Origin of the sequence: Cronobacter sp. HA18003, assembly GCF_011605905.1 — a bacterium.
Lineage (GTDB): Bacteria > Pseudomonadota > Gammaproteobacteria > Enterobacterales > Enterobacteriaceae > Cronobacter > Cronobacter sakazakii.
In genome coordinates, this window is record NZ_JAANQO010000023.1 from 327,095 (window position 1) to 349,326 (window position 22,232).

Sequence of the window (22,232 nt, forward strand, 5' to 3'; positions counted from 1 at the left end):
GGGTGCGCTTCGCTTACCCACCCTACAAAACCCTGGCCTCACCGTAGGGCGGGTAAGCGTAGCGCACCCGCCGCCCAACCCATGCACGTTTCTCCGCAGGGCGGGTAAGCAACGCGCACCCGCCACCCAACCCATGCACGTTTTTCCGTAGGGCGGGTAAGCAAAGCGCACCCGCCACCCAACCCATGCACGTTTTTCCGTAAGGCGGATAAGCAACGCGCACCCGCCACCCAACCCACGCATGTCCTTCGTAGGGCGGGTAAGCGCAGCGCACCCGCCATTAATGCCCACCGCCGGCAACGCGCTTACTGCCTTAACTCCGCCACTTTCTGAATCAACTCATGCACCGGCACCACGCCATAGAGCATCTCGTCCTGCGAGATCCAGACCGGAGCCACCAGCAGCAGCGCGGTGGCGATAACCATCGAAAGCACCGCGCCGAGCAGCCAGCGGCTGCGCAACCGCCCTTGCTGTTTGCCCCACGCGGTGAGCGGCTTGCCGAACTGCCGGTTCAACCAGTGGCTTCGCCACAGATACCCCACCAGCGTGCCCACCAGCGCGATGCACAGCATCGGTATGCCATGCACCATCGCGATACCCTTTAGCCCGGCTTCCACGTTCCACACGTCATTAATATGGCCAGGTGCCGTCAGGTAAATGCGCCCGGTATCGAAGTTCATCATTCCCTGCCGCTGCCAGGTCGTTACTACCGGCAGTAGCAGATACATCATCAGCGCGGTAAATAGACTCCACTTCGCCAGCGACCAGCGCTGTACCGCGCTGACCAGACTGCCGAGGCTTTCGATCGCCTCGTTAAGATACGGCGTGGCGAAGGCGCGGTTGAGCGCTTCACGCAGCGCGTCGCCCCGCTTGCCGCGACTATGTTCGATAAGCATCGCCTGGTGCGCTTCCGATTCCATAAACGTCTGCACCGTTTTACGGCTGGCGGCCCCTACCCGCGGGTTGCGCCGTTTGCCCGGCGTCGCCTGGCGCACCAGCATATCGAGATCGTTTTTCAGCAGCGCCTGCAATACGTGCCCGGCGTCGAAAATATGCGGCGTCACGCCGTAGAGGATCCAGCGAATCGGCTCTTCGCCCGCTTCCGGCAGCGGGCTCTCCATTCGGCCAAAGGGCACGTTCGCGTCATAGAGAACATGCACGTCGCGGCGCGCGTAATCGACATCGTTATCCATCAGCGCAACGGGGCCGTAACTGCCGAGCGACGGTACGCCTGCCTTGTATAATCCCTCGCGGATATACTCCGGCACGTCCGCCTGCGGGTAAACGAGTTGGTAGTCCGGCGTGGCGGTCGCTTTCAGCGACGTAATGTGTGAAATCATCCCTGTGCCGCTACACGGTGAGCATTGTTTGTTGCCGGAGCCGCCGCAACTGTTACAGGTCACTCTGCCGCCGTAACAGGTGGGGCAGCTCTCGTAGTAGTTTTCGGTGCGGTTTTGTTTGGTGTAATGGTCGTAATAGCTGCGCTGGCGCATTACCTGACCGCTGCCGCCGCAACCATAGCAGGACGTTTTTCCGGAACCGTGGCACTGGCCGCAGTTGACCGAACCGCTGCCGTGACAGTTGTTGCAGTTTTCCGTCAGGCAGACCTGCATTGGGTGAAGATAGACCACCTCTTCGCTTTTCCAGTCGCCGTAAGGCCGCGAGAGCAGCGACGCCCGCGCGTCATCCAGCGTTTTGTCGCGGGCGAGGATGGCGCTGGTCTGCGCCTGTAAGGCGCGCTCGTACTCCGTGCGCGAGTGGCAGACATCAGTATTAAGGCCCGCGGAGACCCGCCCCGCCTGGGTTGCCGTGTCGGTGCGGACATTAAAAATCAGCCGCAGGCTTATCTGGTAGTGGAAATCGATATAGTCGACAGGCACGACGCTAAGCTCACCCGGCTCAAGGCGCGTGGAGTCGCGGACGAAGTTCTGGATGGTGGTATCGCAGGCGGCAAGCCAGGCGTCTTTCATGATGTCTCCTCAGGCGAAATGACCCGTCAAAATGCAGGCCGCCGTCAGAGTGGGCCGCTCGTCGCTTTTTAAGGGGGAAGAGGCGGAATGGTAGCATAGCGAGGCGCAAGGCTATGCTCCTGATTCTGGTGGGGAAGAGGGATTGAGGTGGTGGGGATTGAGGTGGTGGGTGCGCAAGCTTACCCACCCTACGGGTAGCGGCGATGGGTTCATGGTGGGAGCGCAAGCTTACTCACCCTACACGGGAAGTGGTGGTGAGTTTTATGGTGGGTGCGCAAGTTTACCCACCCTACAAGGGAAGTGGCGGTGGGTTCATGGTGGGTGCGTAAGCTTACCCACCCTACACGGGAAGTGGCGGTGGGTTCATGGTGGGTGCGCAAGCTTACCCACCCTACACGGGAAGTGGCGGTGAGTTTCATGGTGGGTGCGCAAGCTTACCCACCCTACACGGGAAGTGGTGGTGGGTTCATGGTGGGTGCGCGAAGCTTACCCACCCTACAAAACCTTGGGCTCACCGTAGGGCGGGTAAGCGAAGCGCACCCGCCTTAACGCCACGCCCACACCCGCCTTACAGAAAACTCACTCACCCTGGGTTATCGCCTTAAACACGCCTGCGACCGCCACGGCGCCCGGATCTTCCACTCCTGCGAGGTTATCGCTCCCCACATAGGACGAGCGCCCGGCTCTGGCCTGGCCCATCTGCGCGGTGGCTTTTGCGCCCTGCTCCGCGGCCTGCGCGGCGGCGGCAATCCCTTTGTCTCTTAACGCTTCCAGCGCCGGTTGCAGGGCGTCGATGAGCGTCCGATCGCCTGGGGCCGCGCCGCCGTAATGCTTCATCTGCGCAAGACCCGCCAGCAGCGCGTCGGGCAGCGCTGCGCCATCGGCAACCTTCTGCCCGGCGGCGGTAAAGAAAATCGACATCAGCACGCCGCTGGAGCCGCCCATCACCGTCGCAAGACGCTCGCCGATGAGCTGCAACAGCGCGGCGGCGTCGTTCAGCGGCAACTGATTATTCGCAAGCTTCTGCGCGATATCCCGCGCGCTTTCGGCAAAGGTGGAGCCGGTATCGCCGTCGCCCACTTTCGCATCAAGCGCGTTCAGGTGCGCCTCCTGCGCGATAAGCGCGGCCGTGGCGCGGTCCAGAAGCCTGCGCACGTGTGGATTATCGGAAGGCGTGGCCTCCACGCTGTCACGCACCAGCGGGAGCGACTGCGCGTGCGGCTCGCCAAACGCCACCGGCACCATCCAGCCTGCGGTCTCCACCGGCGCGTTCAGCGCCTCTGTAAAGATGTCATTCAGCGGCAACAGAGAGAGCGAAAATCCTTTCATATCAAGCGCGCTCACGAGCGGCGCAGGGCCGATCAGCCAGTCGATGCGGTCTTTCAGGGCCGAGCGCGACAGCTCGCGCGTCAGCAGCGCCATCTCCAGCGCAGACGTGCCGCCGAGGTTATTAATAAGCACCGCGAGACGCGCGTCGGCGGGCACTTGTGCCATCAGGCGCTCCACCAGCGTCGCCACAATTTCCCGGCTGTTCTGGGTGCCGATAGTGCTGGCACCGGGCTCGCCGTGAATGCCAAGCCCCAGTTCCGCCTCGCCCTGTTTGATACGCCCGTCTTCGGTGCTGCCCGGCAGACTACAGGTCTGCAGCGCCACGCCGAGGCTTTTCACCGCGTCGCTCGCCTGCTGCGCCAGTGCGCGCACGTCGCTTAACGATTTGCCCTGTTCGGCGGCGAAACCGGCGATTTTATGCACCAGCGCCGTGCCGGCGATGCCGCGCGGCTGTTTGTTATCCGGCAGCGCGACGTCGTCAGAGACGATCACCATTTCCACTTTCAGCCCGTGGCGTTTGGCTTTTTCCGCCGCCAGGCCGAAGTTCAGCCGGTCGCCGGTGTAGTTTTTCACGATGAGCAGACAGCCGTGGTCGCCCGTCACCGCCACAATGGCGTTCAGTACGGCATCCACGCTCGGCGAGGCAAAGAGATCGCCGCAGACGGCGGCAGTGAGCATTCCCTTACCCACAAAGCCTGCGTGCGCGGGCTCATGGCCGGAGCCGCCGCCGGAGATCACCGCGACTTTGCTTTTATCCCAGTCGCGGCGTGCCACGATGCGAATCGCCGGGTCGATATCAAGGCGGGTGAGGTTCTGGTGGCGGGCGCTGAGGATAAGCCCGTCAACGGCGTCGTTGATAAGGCGTTTACGGTCGTCAAAAAAGAATCTGGACATGGTTTCCTGCGAATCAGTGAACGGTATGCAAAGCATAGCCGTTTCGCAGGCAAGCGGCGGTCAGAGGCCGTATTCGCCGTAACCGCGCCGCTTTTGCAGGCGATCCAACCAGCGGCCAGCAAAGTGAACGCCCACTAACACGGCGGCCAGAAACGCGGTGTGCAGCCAGAAGGCGACACGCCCGTCGAAGATAAAAAAGCTCAGGATGAAATACGGCAGCGTGGCGCTGGTTATTGCAAAAAGCAGGTGTTCGCCAAGCGAGAACAGGCGCAGCACCTCGTCAGCCTCTTTCTCCTGTGGGGAACCGGCGGTCACCACGCCCACCGCCAGGCTGCGGCGATCCACATGCCGCGCGAGCAGCGTGAAAAGCAGCGCCTGCACGGCGAACACGGCTCCCTCAAAGACCAGCCACGGCAGCGGATCGCGAAAATAAAAGTAAGCGCCCACTATCAGAATCACAATCAGCGCCTCAGGCACAAAGGCGAGATGGGCGAAGAACAGGAGGAACAGCGAGGCGAGTCTTTTCATGGCTTCCCGGCAAACGTGAAAAGCGAGGAACCGCACTCCCCCGAGCGAGGGAGTGCGCAAGGCATCAGGCGCGTTTCATCAGCAGCCAGAGGCTTATCAGGAAGAAGCTGGCGCTCGGCAGCAGCGCGCCGATAATCGGCGGAATGCCGTACACCAGGCTCAGCGGCCCGAAGATTTGGTCCAGCACGTAGAAGATAAAGCCGAAGCTGATACCCGTTACGACGCGCACGCCCATCGGCACGCTGCGCAGCGGCCCGAAGATAAACGACAGCGCCATCAGCATCATCACCGCCACAGAGAGCGGCTGGAAGATTTTGCTCCACATGTTGAGCTGATAACGGCTGGCATCCTGGCCGCTCGCCTTCAGATATTTGACGTAATTACGCAGCCCGCTTATCGACAGCGCGTCTGGATCCAGCGCCACGACGCCGAGCTTGTCCGGCGTCAGGTTAGTTTTCCAGGTGCCGGTCAGCGTCTGGGAGCCGGTGATCTGCTGCGGGTTTTTCAGGTTTGACTCATCCACCTGCGACAGACGCCACAGCTTGTGTTCGGCGTCAAACTTCGCGTTGGCGGCGTAGCGGACCGACTCCAGACGGCGCTTATCGTTAAAGGCGTAGATGCTGATACCGCCCAGCTCGTTTTCGCCTTTTACGCGTTCGATATACACAAAATTATTGCCGTCTTTTGCCCACATCCCCTGCTGGGTTGAGAGCAGCGAACCGCCATACATCTGCTGCGCGCGCAGGTTGCGGGCCATCTGCTCGCCCTGCGGTGCCACCCATTCGCCGATAGCCATTGTGAAGATAACCAGCGGAATGGCGGTTTTCATCACGGAGGCGGCCACCTGCATACGGGTAAAGCCGGAGGCCTGCATAACGACCAGCTCGCTACGCTGCGCCAGCATCCCTAACCCCAACAGCGCGCCAAGCAGCGCGGCCATCGGGAAGAAGATCTGGATATCTTTCGGCACGCTCAGCAGCGTGTATGTCCCCGCGCCAAGCGCGGTGTAGCTGCCTTCGCCGGTCTTTTTCAGCTGATCGACGAATTTAATAATGCCCGACAGCGACACCAGCATGAACAGCGTCATCATTATGGTGTTGAAAATTGTTCTGCCGATATACCGGTCGAGAACGCTAAATCCCAGCATCGATCACTCCCCGACGAGCAAAGCGGGCGCGGATGCGGCGCATTGGCACCGTGTCCCACAGGTTCAGCGCCACGGCCAGCGCCAGATAAAGCAGGTTAACGGCCCACATCCAGATCAGCGGATCAAGCTTGCCTTTCGCGCCGTTGGAGCGCAGCGAAGTCTGGAGCAGGAAGAAGATAAGATAAAGCAGCATCGCGGGCAGCATCGAGAGCACGCGGCCCTGACGCGGGTTGACCACCGAGAGCGGCACGACCATTAGCGCCATCACGATGACCGCGAACACCAGCGTCAGACGCCAGTGAAACTCGGCGCGCGCCGATTTGGAGTTAGCCTGCCAGAGCGTTTTCATGTCCATCTGCTCGGCGTCGTCCGGGTCCAGCGCGACGGCCTGGTGGCCAATGATCGCCTTATAATCTTTAAAATCGGTGATACGGAAATCGCGCAGCATCGCGGTGCCTTCAAAGCGGGTGCCCTGATTGAGCGTCACCACCTGCGAGCCGTCCTTACGCTGCGAGAGTTCGCCGGAATCGGCGACGACCACAGAAGGACGTGCGTTGCCTTTCGGGCGCAGCTGCGCCAGGAAGACATCATTGAATTTGCTGCCGTTCACGCTTTCGATAAACAGCACCGCGTTACCGTCGGTCGCCTGCTGGAACTGCCCCTGCGCGAGCGCCGCCATGCCGGGGTTGGCTTTCGCCTCCGCGAGCACTTCGTCCTGATGACGCGACGACCACGGGCCCGCCCACATCACGTTCACCGCAGCGACAATGCCGGTCAGCAGCGCGAGCACCATCGCGGCTTTCACCAGCACCGCTTTACTCAGCCCGCAGGCGTGCATGACGGTGATTTCACTTTCGGTATAGAGCCTGCCAAGCGTCATCAATAGCGCGAGGAACAAGCTTAACGGCAGGATGAGTTGCGCCATTTCGGGCACGCCCAGGCCAAGGAGCGAAAGCACGAGGTTTGTCGGAATATCGCCGTCCACCGCCGCGCCAAGAATTCTCACCAGTTTCTGGCAGAAGAAGATCAGCAGCAGGATGAACAAAATCGCCAGTTGGCTTTTGAGCGTCTCCCGAACCAGATATCTTATGATTATCACATTAAATACGCCTGTGAATACGAGTCTTTTTGCAGGAAAATCGCTTGTTTCATGGCTTAAACGTCATTTATTCTCTTGAGTCGTCGAAAAGATCGCTAAGATTACTTATCTTAACGGCTTCGCGCTTCAAGCGTTGCTGACGAGCCGAAACCAAAACAACATTCGTTAAGATTAACACGAAGTCATCGCAACAGCGGAGCAAGAGTTACGAAGTGGTCAATTCTATCTGTAGCCGCCGCCGTTGTCTTTAAGATTCAGGAGCGTAGTGCATGGAGTTCAGTGTAAAAAGCGGGAGCCCGGAAAAACAGCGCAGTGCCTGCATTGTTGTAGGCGTCTTTGAGCCGCGCCGTCTCTCTCCCATCGCCGAACAACTCGATAAAATCAGCGACGGCTATATCAGCGCCTTGCTGCGTCGCGGTGAGCTGGAGGGCAAACCGGGCCAGACCTTGTTGCTTCATCACGTTCCGAATGTGTTGTCAGAACGTATCCTGCTTATCGGCTGCGGCAAAGAGCGCGAGCTGGATGAGCGTCAGTATAAGCAGGTGATTCAGAAAACCATCAATACTCTGAATGATACCGGATCGATGGAAGCGGTTTGTTTCCTGACCGAGCTGCACGTCAAAGGCCGCAACACGTACTGGAAAGTGCGCCAGGCGGTAGAGACGGCGAAAGAGACGCTCTACAGCTTCGATCAGTTAAAGACGAACAAGAGCGAGCCGCGTCGTCCGCTGCGCAAAATGGTGTTCAACGTGCCGACCCGCCGTGAACTCACCAGCGGCGAGCGCGCGATTCAGCACGGTCTGGCAATCGCCTCCGGCATTAAAGCCGCTAAAGATCTGGGCAATATGCCGCCAAACATCTGTAATGCCGCGTATCTCGCCTCTCAGGCGCGCCAGCTGGCCGACTCCTTTAGCAAAAACGTCGTCACCCGCGTGATTGGCGAACAGCAGATGAAAGAGCTGGGCATGCATTCGTACCTGGCGGTGGGCGAAGGCTCGCAGAACGAATCCCTGATGTCGGTGATTGAATATAAAGGCAGCAGCGAGCCGGACGCCCGTCCGATTGTGCTGGTGGGCAAAGGGCTGACCTTTGACTCCGGCGGCATCTCGATTAAACCGTCCGAAGGGATGGACGAGATGAAATATGACATGTGCGGCGCGGCGGCGGTGTACGGCGTGATGCGCATGGTGGCTGAGCTGAACCTGCCGGTGAACGTGACCGGTATTCTGGCGGGCTGTGAAAACATGCCAGGCGGACGCGCGTATCGTCCGGGCGACGTGCTGACAACCATGTCCGGCCAGACGGTGGAAGTGCTGAATACCGACGCTGAAGGCCGTCTGGTGCTGTGCGATGTGCTGACGTATGTCGAGCGCTTCGACCCGGAAGTGGTCATCGATGTGGCGACGCTGACCGGCGCGTGCGTGATTGCGCTTGGCCATCACATCACCGGGCTGATGTCGAACCACAACCCGCTGGCGCATGAGCTTATCAGCGCGTCCGAGCAGGCGGGCGACCGCGCCTGGCGTCTGCCGCTGGCGGACGAGTTCCAGGAGCAGCTGGAGTCGAATTTCGCGGATATGGCGAATATCGGTGGACGTCCTGGCGGCGCGATTACCGCCGGGTGCTTCCTGTCGCGCTTTACGCGTAAATATAACTGGGCGCACCTGGATATCGCCGGCACCGCCTGGCGCTCCGGCAAGGCGAAGGGGGCCACCGGCCGCCCGGTTGCGCTGCTGTCACAGTTCCTGCTAAACCGCGCCGGGTTTAACGGCGAAGAGTAAGACGCTCTCCCTCTCTCCGTTGGGGAGAGGGAATCGCCCGACGCGCTGACAGACGGTGGGTGCGCTTTGCTTACCCACCCTACAAAAAACCACCATTCCGCTAAAAAGACTCGCCCTACCCGAATCAGGGCGACGTTTGCAGCCAACAACGAGGCAACGTGAAACACCACGGGTATCGCTTATGAAGAACGCAACGTTTTACCTGCTGGACAACGACGACACCGCCGACGGCCTGAGCGCCGTCGAACAACTGGTGTGCGACGTTGCCGCTGCGCGCTGGCGCGCAGGGAAACGCATCCTGATTGCCTGCGTCGACGAAGCCCAGGCCACCCGCATTGACGAAGCGCTCTGGAAGCGCGACCCGGGCAGCTTCGTGCCGCACAATCTCGCGGGCGAAGGGCCGCGCGGCGGCGCGCCGGTGGAAATAGCCTGGCCGCAAAAACGCGGCAGCAGCCCGCGGGAGCTTCTGATAAGCCTGCTGCCGGAATTCGCAGCTTTTGCCACTGCTTTCTATGAAGTGGTAGACTTCGTACCTTACGACGAATCCCAGAAACAACTGGCGCGCGAACGCTACAAAGCCTATCGCGCCGCCGGTTTCCACTTGACCACGGCCACCTTCACGGCGCCCGGAACGACACAGTAGAAATGGAAAAGACATATAACCCCCAAGATATCGAACAGCCGCTTTACGAGCACTGGGAGCAGCAGGGCTATTTCAAACCCAACGGCGACGAGAGCCAGGAAAGCTTCTGCATCATGATCCCGCCGCCGAACGTCACCGGCAGTTTGCATATGGGTCACGCCTTCCAGCAAACCATCATGGACACCATGATCCGCTACCAGCGCATGCAGGGTAAAAATACCCTGTGGCAGGTCGGCACCGACCACGCCGGTATCGCGACCCAGATGGTCGTCGAGCGTAAAATCGCCGCTGAAGAAGGGAAAACCCGCCACGACTACGGCCGCGACGCCTTCATCGACAAAATCTGGGAGTGGAAAGCGGAATCCGGCGGCACCATCACGCGCCAGATGCGTCGTCTGGGTAACTCGGTGGACTGGGAGCGCGAGCGCTTCACCATGGATGAAGGCCTCTCCAACGCGGTGAAAGAGGTGTTCGTCCGTCTTTATAAAGAAGATCTGATCTATCGCGGCAAGCGTCTCGTGAACTGGGACCCGAAACTGCGCACCGCCATCTCTGACCTGGAAGTGGAAAACCGCGAGTCAAAAGGCTCGATGTGGCATATCCGCTATCCGCTGGCGGACGGCGCGAAAACCGCCGACGGCAAAGATTACCTGGTGGTCGCCACCACGCGTCCGGAAACCCTGCTGGGCGATACCGGCGTTGCCGTAAACCCTGAAGATCCTCGTTATAAAGATCTGATCGGCAAATATGTCGTGCTGCCGCTGGTTAACCGCCGCATCCCGATCGTCGGCGACGAACACGCCGATATGGAAAAAGGCACCGGCTGCGTGAAGATCACGCCAGCGCACGATTTCAACGACTACGAAGTGGGTCGTCGTCATCAGCTGCCGATGATCAACATCCTGACTTTCGACGGCGATATCCGTGAAAGCGCGGAAGTCTACGACACCAAAGGCAACGAATCTGACGTTTATTCAAACGAGATCCCGGCGCAGTTCCAGAAGATGGAACGCTTCGCCGCGCGTAAAGCGATCGTGGCGGCCGTGGATGAACTCGGCCTGCTCGAAGAGATCAAACCGCACGATCTGACCGTGCCTTACGGCGATCGCGGCGGCGTGGTTATCGAACCGATGCTGACCGACCAGTGGTACGTCCGCGCCGACGTGCTGGCGAAACCGGCGGTGGAAGCGGTAGAAAACGGCGATATCCAGTTCGTACCGAAGCAGTACGAAAACATGTATTTCTCCTGGATGCGCGATATTCAGGACTGGTGTATCTCCCGTCAGCTCTGGTGGGGCCACCGCATTCCGGCCTGGTACGATGCCGAAGGCAACGTCTACGTAGGCCGCAGCGAAGAGGAAGTGCGTCAGGAAAATAACCTGTCCGCGGACGTCGCGCTGCGCCAGGATGACGACGTACTGGACACCTGGTTCTCCTCCGCTCTCTGGACGTTCTCGACCCTCGGCTGGCCGGAAAACACCGACGCGCTGCGTCAGTTCCACCCGACCAGCGTCATGGTCTCCGGCTTTGACATCATCTTCTTCTGGATTGCCCGCATGATCATGATGACCATGCACTTCATCAAAGATGAAAACGGCAAACCGCAGGTGCCGTTCAAGACCGTCTACATGACCGGTCTTATCCGCGACGACGAAGGCCAGAAGATGTCCAAATCCAAGGGCAACGTAATTGACCCGCTGGATATGGTCGACGGCATTACGCTGGAAGAATTGCTGGAGAAACGCACCGGCAACATGATGCAGCCGCAGCTGGCGGAGAAAATCCGCAAGCGCACCGAGAAGCAGTTCCCGGAAGGCATCGAGCCGCACGGCACCGACGCCCTGCGCTTTACGCTGGCGGCGCTGGCCTCTACCGGTCGCGACATCAACTGGGACATGAAGCGTCTCGAAGGCTACCGCAACTTCTGTAACAAGCTGTGGAACGCCAGCCGTTTCGTGCTGATGAACACCGAAGATCAGGATTGCGGTTTTAACGGTGGCGAGAAAGTGCTGTCGCTGGCCGATCGCTGGATCCTGGCAGAATTCAACCAGACCGTAAAAGCGTACCGCGACGCGCTGGATAACTTCCGCTTCGATATCGCGGCGGGCATCCTGTATGAATTCACCTGGAACCAGTTCTGCGACTGGTATCTGGAGCTGACCAAGCCGGTCATGAACGGCGGTTCAGAAGCTGAACTGCGCGGTACCCGCAACACGCTGGTGACCGTACTGGAAGGTCTGCTGCGTCTCGCGCATCCGATCATCCCGTTCATTACGGAAACCATCTGGCAGCGCGTGAAGGTTATCGCCGGTATCGACGCCGATACCATTATGCTCCAGCCGTTCCCGGCGTTTGACGCGTCCCGCGTGGACGACGCGGCGCTGGCGGATACCGAGTGGCTGAAGCAGGCTATCATCGCCGTGCGTAATATTCGCGCCGAGATGAACATCGCGCCGGGCAAACCGCTGGCGCTGCTGCTGCGCGGTTGCAGCCAGGACGCGCAGCGTCGTGTTAACGACAACCGCGGCTTCCTGCAGACGCTGGCGCGCCTTGAAAGCATTACCGTGCTGCCTGCCGATGACAAAGGCCCGGTGTCGGTGACCAAAATCATCGACGGTGCCGAGCTGCTGATCCCGATGGCTGGGCTGATTGATAAAGACGCCGAGCTGGCGCGTCTTGCGAAAGAAGTGGCCAAAATCGAAGGCGAAATCGGCCGCATCGAAAGCAAACTCGGTAACGAAGGCTTTGTGGCCCGCGCGCCGGAAGCCGTTATCGCCAAAGAGCGCGAAAAACTGGCGGGCTATCACGAGGCGAAAGCCAAACTGATAGAACAGCAGGGCGTGATTAGCGCGCTGTAAGTCAGTTGAATAAAAGCCGGGGCGACCCGGCTTTTTTATGGCGGTATTTCGCAAAAAAACGGCGCTCAACTGAGCGCCGTTATGCTTTTAGCGGGCCGAAGCCCTGAGCTTATTTTCAGAGTGCGAAAGGCAGAATGGAGAAACCACGGCCCAGCACGCTTGCCGGATCGTTACGCGGCTGTTCGTCGTGATCGACCAGCGCCAGGTTGTCCAGCTCGCCGTCAACATGCGTGTTTTCCAGCAGGTAGCGCGTCAGGCGCACTTTCGCCCACGGCCACGCCAGACCAAAGGTGATACCGCAGACCATGAAATTGCTCAGAATGATCCAGACAAAAGAACCGACGCTCGCGGTGGAGCGGAAAGTAATCCCGCCTTCCAGCGACATCTGCTGATAGGCGTAGTTACGCAGTTTCACAAACGCGAAGCTAAAGCAGACCAGAATGCCGATCATATAAATGAAATACGGCAGTAAAACGCTCATAATAAGCGATATCAAAAAGCTAAGCATTTCTTCCTGGCTATTCATACCATATACACTGTAATGCAACATCTGAGTCATCACTGGCGCCAGCATAATCAAAGCTACCGCGATAAACGGCACAAACAGCAGCATCGCCTTGAGATAAATAAAGGTGCAGGTTTTTACATTCAGGTTAATCGCAAAACGGTGTTTTCCATATTGCAGGTTATTGACCAGCAGGCCGTACCACTGCGCGGCGTAAATACCCTGCATCAGCGCGGTACCCACAAGCCCCACCAGAACCGACAGCGCAATACCGACAATAATACCGGTCATACTCTGGCTGGAACCCGCAATCGTAAAGACCAGCCCCATCACGGCTGTCACCAGAATCGCAATCAGCAGCGGGCAGCCGAGCATCACCCACCAGGCGCGCAGCGGGCTGGCTTTAAAGCTAAAACGCAGGCCGTTAAGCTTCGTCATCAGCAGCTGGTAGCGCAGGCCCTGCATAATAAGGAACGGCGCAAACGCGATAAACAGCAGCACCATGCAGAGGGTTAAAAAGGTATTTTCATAGACTGCATTAATCACAAATACGACGTAGAGAAGCGCAAGGCAGATCCAGCCGACGAAAATCGCGCCGCCTGTGGCGTGATAAGAAAAACGTGCGCCTGCCAGTTCGGTATTTTCGTAAAAATAACGGCGTGCACGCACCATCGCCCAGGGTAAAAACAGCCCGGCGGTGAACACCGTTAACAGTATGTTGACCAGCCAGACGGGGAAATATCCGCCGCCGCTGCCCTGAAACGAGAATGCGTGTGTCTTATTCCCTGCCAGGAATTTATTATCGTCCGACATAACAATCCTTATTCTGTAAAAAAGAAAAAAGCGCCGTTATAACCGTTAATATCTTAGGGTTAATCCAGTGCGTACTTTAGTGTAATAAAGCCCCGGAAAGAATAATAGCAGCCAATATTCCTGGGCTTGCGTCACTCTTCCTGTAGTGGTATTAAGCACAACACTATGTTGAACAGATGACATCAGAGTAAATGATGAATGTTGAGGCGCCGGTAGACATTATTATGCGCAGAATGACGGCCGCGGATAACGCGACGGTCGCCAGAGTGATCCGCCAGGTTTCCGCGGAATATGGCCTGACGGCGGATAAAGGCTACACCGTCGCAGACCCCAATCTCGACGTGCTGTATACGCAATACAGCAAGCCAGGCCATGCGTACTGGGTGATTGAATTAGACGGTGAAGTCGTAGGCGGCGGCGGTATTGCGCCGCTGGCCTGTAGCGAAACGGACATCTGCGAGCTGCAAAAAATGTATTTTCTGCCCGTCGCGCGCGGCAGAGGGCTTGCGAAAAAACTGGCGTTACAGGCGATGGATTTCGCCCGCTCGCAAGGCTATCGCCGCTGCTATCTCGAAACGACCGCCTTTTTAAAAGAGGCGATTGCGCTGTATGAACGCCTGGGCTTCGCGCATATTTCCGAGCCGCTCGGCTGCACCGGCCATGTGGATTGCGAAGTGCGAATGTTAAAAACGCTCTGAGCGCGTGAAACCGCGAAATAAAAAAGCCGGGCTGACCCGGCTTTTTTATTATTGCTGCATGGAGATACGAATAACCGGCCCGGCTTTTTCCGGCGGCAGCGCCAGCACGTCATGCCAGAGATCCTGCACCATATTACAGACCTGTTTTTCCTGACCGACGCCTTTTTGCGGATCGGTAAAGACCTCAATCGTGTCGCCATATTTCGCCGCCAGCGACTGACCAATCGGCGCCAGCGTCTCTTCCGCCATTTTCTGCTCCTGCGGCGTCACCTTGTGCGCGTTCTGGCTGTAACTTGCCGACAGCAGCTTCGTTTCGACATCCATACGCTTCGCGATAACGTCTTTCGACAGCATCTGAACCGGGTTCACGCCGCCTTTCACCTGCGGCATCAGGAAGCGGAAACAGGCGTCGTCGCTGTGCTGCTGCATTTCGCGGGTCTGTTCCATATTGACGCGCATATACGCGATCACATCTTCATCCGGCGCGAACTGGATGCGCTGCATCTCAAGCTCGGCCATATTCGCCTGCATCGCGTCGATAATATCCTGCTGCGTTTTGCCCTGCTTCGCCATTTCCAGCGCCTGACCACGCAGGCGCGCGTAGAACGCCGGATCTTTCTCTTTAATGAGTTTATACAACGGCATGCTGTTAAACACCTCGTCAAAGCCCTGCTCCGGCGACGTGTTCGCGTTTCTCAGCCACGCGATGTCCGCGATATTCCACAGCACAATGCCGACGACAAAAATCGCGACGGCCGCGAGTTTATTCACTTTGCCTTTTTTATAGAGCGCAGACGCCACCACAGCGAGCACAATGCCCACCAGCGCGGAGAGCATGACATGGTTCCAGTTCATCCTTTATCCCTTTGGTATTGATAGTTTTTATAAAGCCCGCCGGCTCACGCGCTTACCGGTACGCCGCTGTGAAAACGGAATTCGGTATCAGGCTGATTAATCAGCCGCGCTTCCGCTTCGCCCAGCGCCTGTACGCGCGGCGCGATGTCCTCGGGCGAAATCTGCTGCGCCAGCGAGAGATAATCCTGATAGTGGCGCGCTTCCGAGCGCAGCAGCGACAGGTAAAACTTCTGCAAATCGTCGTCCAGATACGGCGCCAGCGCCGCGAAACGCTCGCATGAGCGGGCTTCGATATACGCGCCGCAAATCAGCTTGTCGACAAGCGTGGCGGGCTCATACGTGCGCATTTCGCGTCGCATCCCGCGCGCATAGCGGCTGGCGGTGATTTTGACATACGGGATGTTACGCGCCTGCATCATTTCGCGCACCTGCCAGAAGTGGTGTAATTCTTCTTTGATAAGCAGCACCATGCTATCGATCAGCGTCTGGCCCCACGGATCGTCGGTGTGCGGCATCACGCTCTTGCCGATGCGCTTATGCAGCGCCAGGAAATCGGGCTCCGGCCCTTCGCGATAGGTGAAATCTTCATAGGGCTGTAGCCAGCCGAGCAGCTCATCAGAACCGCTTTTATCCGCCACATAGCGCCGAATGAGCAGCATCGCGGTTTGCGCGGCTTTTAACTCGCAAATCATGTGGTCGGTCAGCAGCAGCGGTAAGTTTTCCGGCGCTCTGGCTTCATCTATCCAGGCTTGCGGAGTGGCGCAGTGAAGGAAATTTTTAACGGGGAGGAGGAGTGCGTCGTAATTCATGCGGGGTTCCTGAAATGCGGCAGCGCAGCGCTGCCGCAAACTGCGACTTAGTGACGAACACCGTCGTCGTCTTCATCCATGCCGTCGTCGTCTTCGTCTTCTTCGCCGTCCGGGTCTTCAAAGTAAGTGCCCCAGCCGTCATATTCGACGTTAAACTTCTCCGCCAGGTTCATCAGCTGTTCAACCTGGGCGTCGATAAGTTCGGCGTTCAGCGCGCACTCGCTCAGCGCGTCGCAGCAGATGACGGTTTCACCGCCCTCTTCCAGCTCCAGCTCTTCCGGGTCCGTCACTTCATAGCCAAGCTTAAACACTTCCACCGCCAGTTTCTCCAGCGTGTCGAAATCGTCTGCCGAGAAATGGTGTTCAATGGTGTACAGCGCGTCAGGATCGCTGCCATCTTCAAGCAGCTCTTCAATAATCAGACGCGTCTCTTCGCGCTGCTCTTCCAGTAATTCCGGGTTTGCCATGGCTCGTTCCTCAGTGTGTGGCAGATACCTTCTATTTTCACACACCCGCGGGAATGCCTCCACCTTTCACCGCAAAGTTTTAACATCGGGGGTTGCAAATGAATATTCATACATATATGTTGAATATTAATTCAATAAGTGGCGTCAGCCAGCGAGGGAAATTATGTCTGCGTTGTACCAGAAATCGTTTTTAAAACTGCTCGATTTTACGCCCGCTCAAATCCACCTGCTGCTGGAGCTTTCCGCAAAGCTTAAAAGCGATAAGAAAAATGGCGTTGAAGTTCAAAAGCTTGCCGGAAAAAATATTGCGCTCATCTTCGAAAAAGACTCAACCCGCACGCGATGCTCTTTCGAAGTTGCCGCATATGATCAAGGCGCGCGCGTCACGTATCTCGGCCCGAGCGGCAGTCAGATTGGGCATAAAGAGTCAATTAAGGATACCGCCCGCGTGCTGGGCCGCATGTATGACGGCATTCAGTATCGCGGTTTTGGCCAGGAAATCGTCGAAACGCTGGCGCAGTACGCAGGCGTGCCGGTGTGGAACGGACTGACCGATGAGTTTCACCCGACGCAACTCCTGGCAGATCTGCTGACCATGCAGGAGCATCTGCCGGGCAAAGCGTTTAACGAGATGACGCTGGTGTATGCAGGCGATGCGCGCAACAACATGGGCAATTCAATGCTGGAAGCCGCCGCGCTGATGGGGCTGGATTTGCGTCTGGTCGCGCCTGAGCGCTGCTGGCCTGCCGCCGAGCTTGTCGCCGAATGCCAGGCAATGGCGAAAGAGACCGGCGGGCGGATCATGCTTACCGAGGATATCGCCGCAGGTGTGAAGGGCGCGGATTTCATCTATACCGATGTCTGGGTGTCGATGGGCGAAGCCAAAGAGAAGTGGGCTGAGCGTATCGCGCTGCTGCGGCCATATCAGGTTAACAGCCAGATGCTGATGCAGACCGGCAACCCGAACGTGAAATTCCTGCACTGTCTGCCGGCGTTTCACGACGACGAGACCACGCTCGGCGAGCAGATGGCGCAGGAGTATGGCCTGAAAGGCGGCATGGAAGTGACCGACGAGGTGTTTGAATCCGCGCACAGTATCGTGTTCGATCAGGCCGAAAACCGGATGCATACGATCAAAGCGGTGATGGTGGCGACGCTGTCTGAGTAGCTTGCAGGGCAGGCGGCTTGCCAGAAGCTGGATGGTGGGTGCGCTTCGCTTACCCACCCTACAGAACAACGCTCACCGTAGGGCGGGTAAGCACCGCGCACCCGCCTTGCTGATAATTAAATGGTGGAGGCACTGCGCTTACCCACCCTACAGAACAATGCTTACCGTAGGGCGGGTAAGCCTCGCGCACCCGCCTTGCTGATAATTGAACGGTGGGTGCGCTTCGCTTACCCACCCTACAAAACAACGCTCACCGTAGGGCGGGTAAGCACCGCGCACCCGCCTTGCTGATGGTGGTTAATAAGGCGCTGCGGGTTCCCACCCTACAACTCCCTCACGCCATCAACATCTTCACGACTGCTTTGCGCACGGGGGCCGGATCGCCCACCGCACACAGCGGCTTATGCACTTCCCCCGGCCAGAAAATCACGAAATCGCCCTCCTCCAGCACCACGGTTTTCTCCTGCACGCCTTCGGGCAGAAATGCGATATCTTTATCCGCCAGCCAGTCGGTGTCGGGCGCGCCCGGCGGTAACGTGCTGAAGGTCATTCCTTCGCGGCCCGCCAGCACAATCTGAATATCCAGATAACGCGCGTGATACTCGGCGCGGCGGTCCGCCAGCGGCTCGGTTGTGTCTTCCGAAAGCAGAAAAAAGAGGCGATTGCCGTCCAGTTCGTACTTGCCCGGCGCGGTCTGCGGCGTTACCTGCTGCTTCACCTGCTCAATCGCCTCGCGAAAAGGCGCGGGCAGCCATTCGCCCAACGCGTGAATATTACCGATAATCATGCCTTCTCCTTATATAAAACAGCGTTTCATTTTATTGTGTTATACGAGCTATCGTGCCGGGGCGCTACTGCTTTCTCGGTAAAATCTGTTCTGGCGCATGGTTATCGTGCGGCGCGTTACCAGCTTGTTAATCCCCGCCAGACGTTTATGCAGGTTTTATGCATAACCCTGGCGAATACTATTGACAGCATCGCTGTAGGTGTTTGTTTTATCAGCGAGAAAATGAAAAAAGACGGCACCATCACGTTTCGTTTACCTCACAAACAGGCACAGCAGCACCATAATTATTTGCTTTATTCCTGAGCTTCAAAAATAAACGCGCGCCATAACTGCATAATCATCTTTTTTAAAAAATAAAACGCTTAATTTTCAATTAATTAATAATTTGCTTATTTGTTGTCCAAAAACAGATTTTTAACAACACGGAATAAGCGCCGTCTATTCTGCGTAGTGATTCATATAGCCCGATAAATTAATTAAACTTTCCATGAAATAAATCATTATTACGGCGGAATAATAAAATCACTGCATCGCTCGTGATATTCATCACACAATCAAATCAGCGCTCCATTACTATTTATTTCGAATTCAATCTGCACGGTAACTCGTTATGCGAACACGCGTCGCATAATGCCGCCGTTTTTATTCTGAAAATCAGCCAAGGAATAAATATGGAAAAGCATTACGTGGGATCGGAAATAGGTCAATTACGCAGCGTTATGCTGCACCGCCCTAATTTAAGCCTGAAAAGACTGACGCCGTCTAATTGTCAGGAATTACTGTTTGACGATGTATTATCGGTCGAGCGCGCGGGGGAAGAGCACGATATTTTCGCACGCACCCTGCGCGACCAAGGTGTGGAAGTATTATTACTGACGGATCTCCTGACACGCACGCTGGATATCCCGGAGGCGAAAGACTGGCTGCTGGAGACGCAGGTTTCTGAATACCGCCTTGGCCCCTCTTTTGCCGCCGATGTGCGCGGCTGGCTTGCCGACCTGCCGCATCGGGAGCTGGCGCGGCGCTTAAGCGGCGGGCTGACGTTTAGTGAGATCCCGGCTTCGATTCATAATATGGTGGTCGATACGCACGGCGCCAACGACTTTATTATGGAGCCGCTGCCTAATCATTTATTTACCCGTGACACCTCCTGCTGGATATATAACGGTGTGTCGATTAACCCAATGGCAAAACCGGCGCGCCAGCGTGAAACCAATAATCTGCGTGCGATTTATCGCTGGCATCCGGCATTTGCCGATGGCGAATTTATTAAATATTTCGGCGACCAGAATATTAATTACGACCACGCCACGCTGGAAGGCGGCGATGTATTAGTCATTGGCCGCGGCGCGGTATTAATCGGCATGTCTGAACGCACCACGCCGCAGGGGGTGGAATTCCTCGCGAGCGCCCTGTTTAAACACCAGCAGGCGACGCGCGTTATCGCCGTGGAATTACCGAAACACCGCTCCTGCATGCACCTCGATACCGTGATGACGCATATCGATATCGACACGTTCTCCGTCTACCCCGAAGTGGTGCGCCCCGATGTGAAGTGCTGGACCTTAACGCCGGACGGGCGCGGCGGCATCGCGCGTACCGAAGAGAAAACGCTGGTTTATGCGCTGGAACAGGCGCTCGGCATCGATCAGATACGGCTCATCACCACCGGCGGCGATGCGTTTGAGGCCGAGCGCGAGCAGTGGAACGACGCTAACAACGTGCTGACCGTGCGCCCCGGCGTGGTGATTGGCTATGAGCGCAACACCTGGACCAACGAGAAATATGACAAGGCCGGCATCACCGTGCTGCCGATCCCTGGCGACGAGCTGGGCCGCGGACGCGGCGGCGCGCGCTGCATGAGCTGCCCGCTGGAACGCGACGGCATTTAAGGAGAAGACCATGGAGAAGAAACCCACGCTGGTGGTGGCGCTTGGCGGCAACGCGCTGCTGAAACGCGGCGAACCGCTGGAGGCCGAGATTCAGCGTCATAACGTCGAACTGGCGGCTCACACCATCGCTCAGCTCACCCGCCAGTGGCGCGTGGTGCTGGTGCACGGCAACGGCCCGCAGGTCGGTCTGCTGGCGTTGCAAAACAGCGCTTACCAGAACGTGACGCCTTACCCGCTCGACATTCTGGGTGCCGAAAGCCAGGGAATGATCGGCTACCTGCTGCAACAGTCGCTGAAAAATCAGCTGCCGGATCGCGAAGTCAGCGTGCTGCTGACGCAGGTGGCGGTGAATGACAACGATCCGGCGTTTAAGAACCCAACCAAATACATCGGCCCGGTCTATGACAAAGCCCAGGCCGACCAGCTCGCCGCCGACAAAGGCTGGACGATGAAAGCCGACGGGCCTTACTTCCGCCGCGTGGTGCCCTCGCCCCAGCCGCAACGGATTATCGAGAGCGATGCCATCCAGGCGCTTATCGAGCGCGACCATCTGGTGATTTGCAACGGCGGCGGCGGCGTGCCGGTGGTGGACAACGCCGACGGCTACCACGGTATCGAGGCGGTTATCGATAAAGATCTCTCGGCCGCGCTGCTGGCACGCCAGTTACACGCCGACGCGCTGCTGATCCTGACCGACGCCGACGCGGTGTACGCCGACTGGCGCAAGCCAACCCAGCGTCCGCTCACACAGGTAACGCCTTCCCAGCTGGCGGAGCTGCGCTTCGACGCAGGCTCGATGGGGCCGAAAGTGGCCGCCTGCTGTGCCTTTGTTGAGCAGTGCGGCGGCATCGCAGGCATCGGCGCGCTGGGCGACGGTCTCGCCATTCTCGCAGGCGATAAAGGCACGCTGATTCGCCAGTAAGTTTTCTCACCGCTTTCACGCAACAAGGATTTCACCATGACTATCAACCTGAAAAAGCGCAACTTCCTGAAACTGCTCGACTACACCCCGGCAGAGATCCAGTATCTCATCGATCTCGCCATGCAACTGAAAGCCGATAAAAAAGCCGGGCGCGAGAAGAAAACGCTGGTGGGCAAAAACATCGCGCTGATTTTTGAAAAAACCTCCACCCGTACCCGCTGCGCGTTTGAAGTCGGCGCGTTCGATCAGGGCGCGCAGGTGACGTACATCGGGCCGAGCGGCTCGCAGATTGGCCATAAGGAGTCGATGAAAGACACCGCCCGCGTACTGGGGCGCATGTATGACGGCATCGAATATCGCGGCTACGGCCAGGCGATTGTCGAGGAACTTGGCGAATTCGCGGGCGTGCCGGTGTGGAATGGCCTCACTAATGAGTTTCACCCGACGCAAATCCTGGCTGACCTGATGACCATGCTGGAGCACTCGCCAGGCAAAACGCTCCCGCAGATCCGCTTTGCGTATCTTGGCGACGCGCGCAACAACATGGGCAATTCGCTGATGGTGGGTGCCGCGAAAATGGGCATGGAGATCCGCCTGGTGGCCCCGAAAGCCTTCTGGCCGGAAGAGGCGTTAGTCGAACAGTGCCGCGCCATCGCGGCGGAAACCGGCGCGCGTATCATCCTCACCGAGCATGTGGATGAAGGCGTGGACGGCGTCGATTTCCTCTACACCGATGTCTGGGTGTCGATGGGCGAGCCGAAAGAGGCCTGGGCTGAGCGCGTCGCGCTGATGAAACCCTATCAGGTCAACCAGGCGGTGGTGAAAGTGACCGGCAACCCGAACGTTAAATTCATGCACTGCCTGCCCGCGTTTCATAACGAGCACACCACCGTCGGGCGCGAGATCGAAGCCGCTTATGGCCTGAAAGGGCTGGAAGTGACCGATGACGTGTTCGAGTCCCCCTGCTCCATTGTGTTTGATGAGGCGGAGAACCGTATGCATACCATCAAAGCCGTGATGGTGGCGACGCTTGGCGAATAACCTTTGCGGGCGCGCCGCCGGTGCGC

At 57.9% G+C, this 22,232-nt stretch carries 19 protein-coding genes; 9 read left to right on the top strand and 10 right to left on the bottom strand.

The window, feature by feature from the left end; genetic code table 11:
- Positions 1-305 precede the first annotated feature (305 nt).
- The 5 genes from G6041_RS15520 to lptF form a co-directional block, all read right to left on the bottom strand.
- Positions 306-1,970, bottom strand: a complete 1,665-nt coding sequence (locus tag G6041_RS15520) for a DnaJ-like cysteine-rich domain-containing protein (RefSeq protein ID WP_012125888.1) — start codon at positions 1,968-1,970, stop codon at positions 306-308.
- 579 nt (positions 1,971-2,549) lie between these two features.
- Positions 2,550-4,193 (bottom strand): dihydroxyacetone kinase subunit DhaK, encoded by a 1,644-nt coding sequence (locus G6041_RS15525; protein WP_166491670.1) that lies wholly within the window; start codon positions 4,191-4,193, stop codon positions 2,550-2,552.
- Positions 4,194-4,253: 60 nt separating this feature from the next.
- Positions 4,254-4,721 carry a hypothetical protein gene (locus tag G6041_RS15530; RefSeq protein ID WP_012125891.1) on the bottom strand — a complete coding sequence of 156 codons (468 nt, stop codon included), beginning with the start codon at positions 4,719-4,721 and terminating at the stop codon, positions 4,254-4,256.
- 64 nt (positions 4,722-4,785) lie between these two features.
- Entirely contained in the window at positions 4,786-5,868 is a 1,083-nt protein-coding gene (lptG, locus tag G6041_RS15535; protein WP_007891268.1) for an LPS export ABC transporter permease LptG, read from the bottom strand.
- Positions 5,855-6,967: an LPS export ABC transporter permease LptF gene (gene lptF / locus G6041_RS15540; protein WP_007891270.1), complete on the bottom strand. Its 1,113-nt coding sequence runs from the start codon at positions 6,965-6,967 to the stop codon at positions 5,855-5,857. Before lptF ends, lptG begins: the two co-directional genes overlap by 14 nt.
- 269 nt (positions 6,968-7,236) lie before the next feature.
- Between lptF and pepA the strand changes: the two genes are divergently transcribed.
- The 3 genes from pepA (at position 7,237) to G6041_RS15555 (ending at position 12,249) form a co-directional block, all read left to right on the top strand.
- A complete protein-coding gene (pepA, locus tag G6041_RS15545; RefSeq protein WP_007780838.1) occupies positions 7,237-8,748 on the top strand; it encodes a leucyl aminopeptidase in 1,512 nt (503 codons plus the stop codon).
- A gap of 181 nt (positions 8,749-8,929) precedes the next feature.
- Positions 8,930-9,391, top strand: a complete 462-nt coding sequence (locus G6041_RS15550; protein WP_012125892.1) for a DNA polymerase III subunit chi — start codon at positions 8,930-8,932, stop codon at positions 9,389-9,391.
- Positions 9,392-9,393: 2 nt separating this feature from the next.
- Complete coding sequence (locus tag G6041_RS15555; protein WP_007854281.1) at positions 9,394-12,249, top strand: valine--tRNA ligase; 2,856 nt, start codon at positions 9,394-9,396, stop codon at positions 12,247-12,249.
- Positions 12,250-12,364: 115 nt separating this feature from the next.
- Here G6041_RS15555 and G6041_RS15560 read toward each other — a convergent pair whose 3' ends face one another.
- The gene (locus G6041_RS15560) at positions 12,365-13,567 is read right to left on the bottom strand and encodes a YjgN family protein (RefSeq protein ID WP_012125894.1); all 1,203 of its coding nucleotides are present in this window, start codon (positions 13,565-13,567) and stop codon (positions 12,365-12,367) included.
- Positions 13,568-13,761: 194 nt separating this feature from the next.
- Here G6041_RS15560 and G6041_RS15565 point away from each other — a divergent pair, with 194 nt between their 5' ends.
- Complete coding sequence (locus G6041_RS15565) at positions 13,762-14,265, top strand: GNAT family N-acetyltransferase (RefSeq protein ID WP_015387054.1); 504 nt, start codon at positions 13,762-13,764, stop codon at positions 14,263-14,265.
- Positions 14,266-14,313: 48 nt separating this feature from the next.
- Here G6041_RS15565 and G6041_RS15570 read toward each other — a convergent pair whose 3' ends face one another.
- The 3 genes from G6041_RS15570 to rraB are packed head-to-tail and all read right to left on the bottom strand — an operon-like array spanning position 14,314 to position 16,396.
- Positions 14,314-15,120: a hypothetical protein gene (locus G6041_RS15570; RefSeq protein ID WP_012125895.1), complete on the bottom strand. Its 807-nt coding sequence runs from the start codon at positions 15,118-15,120 to the stop codon at positions 14,314-14,316.
- A 44-nt stretch (positions 15,121-15,164) separates the two neighbouring features.
- The gene (gene miaE, locus G6041_RS15575; RefSeq protein ID WP_007854271.1) at positions 15,165-15,929 is read right to left on the bottom strand and encodes a tRNA isopentenyl-2-thiomethyl-A-37 hydroxylase MiaE; all 765 of its coding nucleotides are present in this window, start codon (positions 15,927-15,929) and stop codon (positions 15,165-15,167) included.
- A 47-nt stretch (positions 15,930-15,976) separates the two neighbouring features.
- Positions 15,977-16,396 carry a ribonuclease E inhibitor RraB gene (gene rraB / locus G6041_RS15580; protein WP_007854269.1) on the bottom strand — a complete coding sequence of 140 codons (420 nt, stop codon included), beginning with the start codon at positions 16,394-16,396 and terminating at the stop codon, positions 15,977-15,979.
- Between the two features lie 163 nt (positions 16,397-16,559).
- Here rraB and argF (G6041_RS15585) point away from each other — a divergent pair, with 163 nt between their 5' ends.
- Entirely contained in the window at positions 16,560-17,564 is a 1,005-nt protein-coding gene (gene argF / locus G6041_RS15585) for an ornithine carbamoyltransferase (RefSeq protein WP_012125896.1), read from the top strand.
- 334 nt (positions 17,565-17,898) lie between these two features.
- Here argF (G6041_RS15585) and G6041_RS15590 read toward each other — a convergent pair whose 3' ends face one another.
- Positions 17,899-18,351 (bottom strand): YhcH/YjgK/YiaL family protein, encoded by a 453-nt coding sequence (locus G6041_RS15590; RefSeq protein ID WP_012125897.1) that lies wholly within the window; start codon positions 18,349-18,351, stop codon positions 17,899-17,901.
- Between G6041_RS15590 and G6041_RS15595 the strand changes: the two genes are divergently transcribed.
- From G6041_RS15595 to argF (G6041_RS15610), 4 genes are all read left to right on the top strand, one after another.
- Complete coding sequence (locus G6041_RS15595) at positions 18,331-18,654, top strand: hypothetical protein (protein WP_012125901.1); 324 nt, start codon at positions 18,331-18,333, stop codon at positions 18,652-18,654. The two genes, G6041_RS15590 and G6041_RS15595, sit on opposite strands and share 21 nt — an antisense overlap.
- 368 nt (positions 18,655-19,022) lie before the next feature.
- Positions 19,023-20,243, top strand: coding sequence for an arginine deiminase (gene arcA / locus G6041_RS15600; protein ID WP_032988949.1), 1,221 nt, complete (start codon positions 19,023-19,025; stop codon positions 20,241-20,243).
- 10 nt (positions 20,244-20,253) lie between these two features.
- A complete protein-coding gene (gene arcC / locus G6041_RS15605) occupies positions 20,254-21,165 on the top strand; it encodes a carbamate kinase (RefSeq protein WP_012125903.1) in 912 nt (303 codons plus the stop codon).
- Between the two features lie 36 nt (positions 21,166-21,201).
- Positions 21,202-22,206 carry an ornithine carbamoyltransferase gene (argF, locus tag G6041_RS15610; protein WP_012125904.1) on the top strand — a complete coding sequence of 335 codons (1,005 nt, stop codon included), beginning with the start codon at positions 21,202-21,204 and terminating at the stop codon, positions 22,204-22,206.
- Positions 22,207-22,232: the final 26 nt, after the last annotated feature.

Bases quoted from the DNA above. Each gene is read 5' to 3' on its own strand.
- G6041_RS15555 (WP_007854281.1), top strand. From the start codon at position 9,394: ATGGAAAAGACATATAACCCCCAAGATATCGAACAGCCGCTTTACGAG.
- G6041_RS15565 (WP_015387054.1), top strand. From the start codon at position 13,762: ATGAATGTTGAGGCGCCGGTAGACATTATTATGCGCAGAATGACGGCC.
- G6041_RS15560 (WP_012125894.1), bottom strand. From the start codon at position 13,567: ATGTCGGACGATAATAAATTCCTGGCAGGGAATAAGACACACGCATTC.
- arcA (WP_032988949.1), top strand. From the start codon at position 19,023: ATGGAAAAGCATTACGTGGGATCGGAAATAGGTCAATTACGCAGCGTT.
- G6041_RS15520 (WP_012125888.1), bottom strand. From the start codon at position 1,970: ATGAAAGACGCCTGGCTTGCCGCCTGCGATACCACCATCCAGAACTTC.
- G6041_RS15550 (WP_012125892.1), top strand. From the start codon at position 8,930: ATGAAGAACGCAACGTTTTACCTGCTGGACAACGACGACACCGCCGAC.
- argF (WP_012125896.1), top strand. From the start codon at position 16,560: ATGTCTGCGTTGTACCAGAAATCGTTTTTAAAACTGCTCGATTTTACG.
- argF (WP_012125904.1), top strand. From the start codon at position 21,202: ATGACTATCAACCTGAAAAAGCGCAACTTCCTGAAACTGCTCGACTAC.
- miaE (WP_007854271.1), bottom strand. From the start codon at position 15,929: ATGAATTACGACGCACTCCTCCTCCCCGTTAAAAATTTCCTTCACTGC.
- G6041_RS15570 (WP_012125895.1), bottom strand. From the start codon at position 15,120: ATGAACTGGAACCATGTCATGCTCTCCGCGCTGGTGGGCATTGTGCTC.
- pepA (WP_007780838.1), top strand. From the start codon at position 7,237: ATGGAGTTCAGTGTAAAAAGCGGGAGCCCGGAAAAACAGCGCAGTGCC.
- G6041_RS15590 (WP_012125897.1), bottom strand. From the start codon at position 18,351: ATGATTATCGGTAATATTCACGCGTTGGGCGAATGGCTGCCCGCGCCT.
- G6041_RS15525 (WP_166491670.1), bottom strand. From the start codon at position 4,193: ATGTCCAGATTCTTTTTTGACGACCGTAAACGCCTTATCAACGACGCC.
- arcC (WP_012125903.1), top strand. From the start codon at position 20,254: ATGGAGAAGAAACCCACGCTGGTGGTGGCGCTTGGCGGCAACGCGCTG.
- rraB (WP_007854269.1), bottom strand. From the start codon at position 16,396: ATGGCAAACCCGGAATTACTGGAAGAGCAGCGCGAAGAGACGCGTCTG.
- lptG (WP_007891268.1), bottom strand. From the start codon at position 5,868: ATGCTGGGATTTAGCGTTCTCGACCGGTATATCGGCAGAACAATTTTC.
- G6041_RS15530 (WP_012125891.1), bottom strand. From the start codon at position 4,721: ATGAAAAGACTCGCCTCGCTGTTCCTCCTGTTCTTCGCCCATCTCGCC.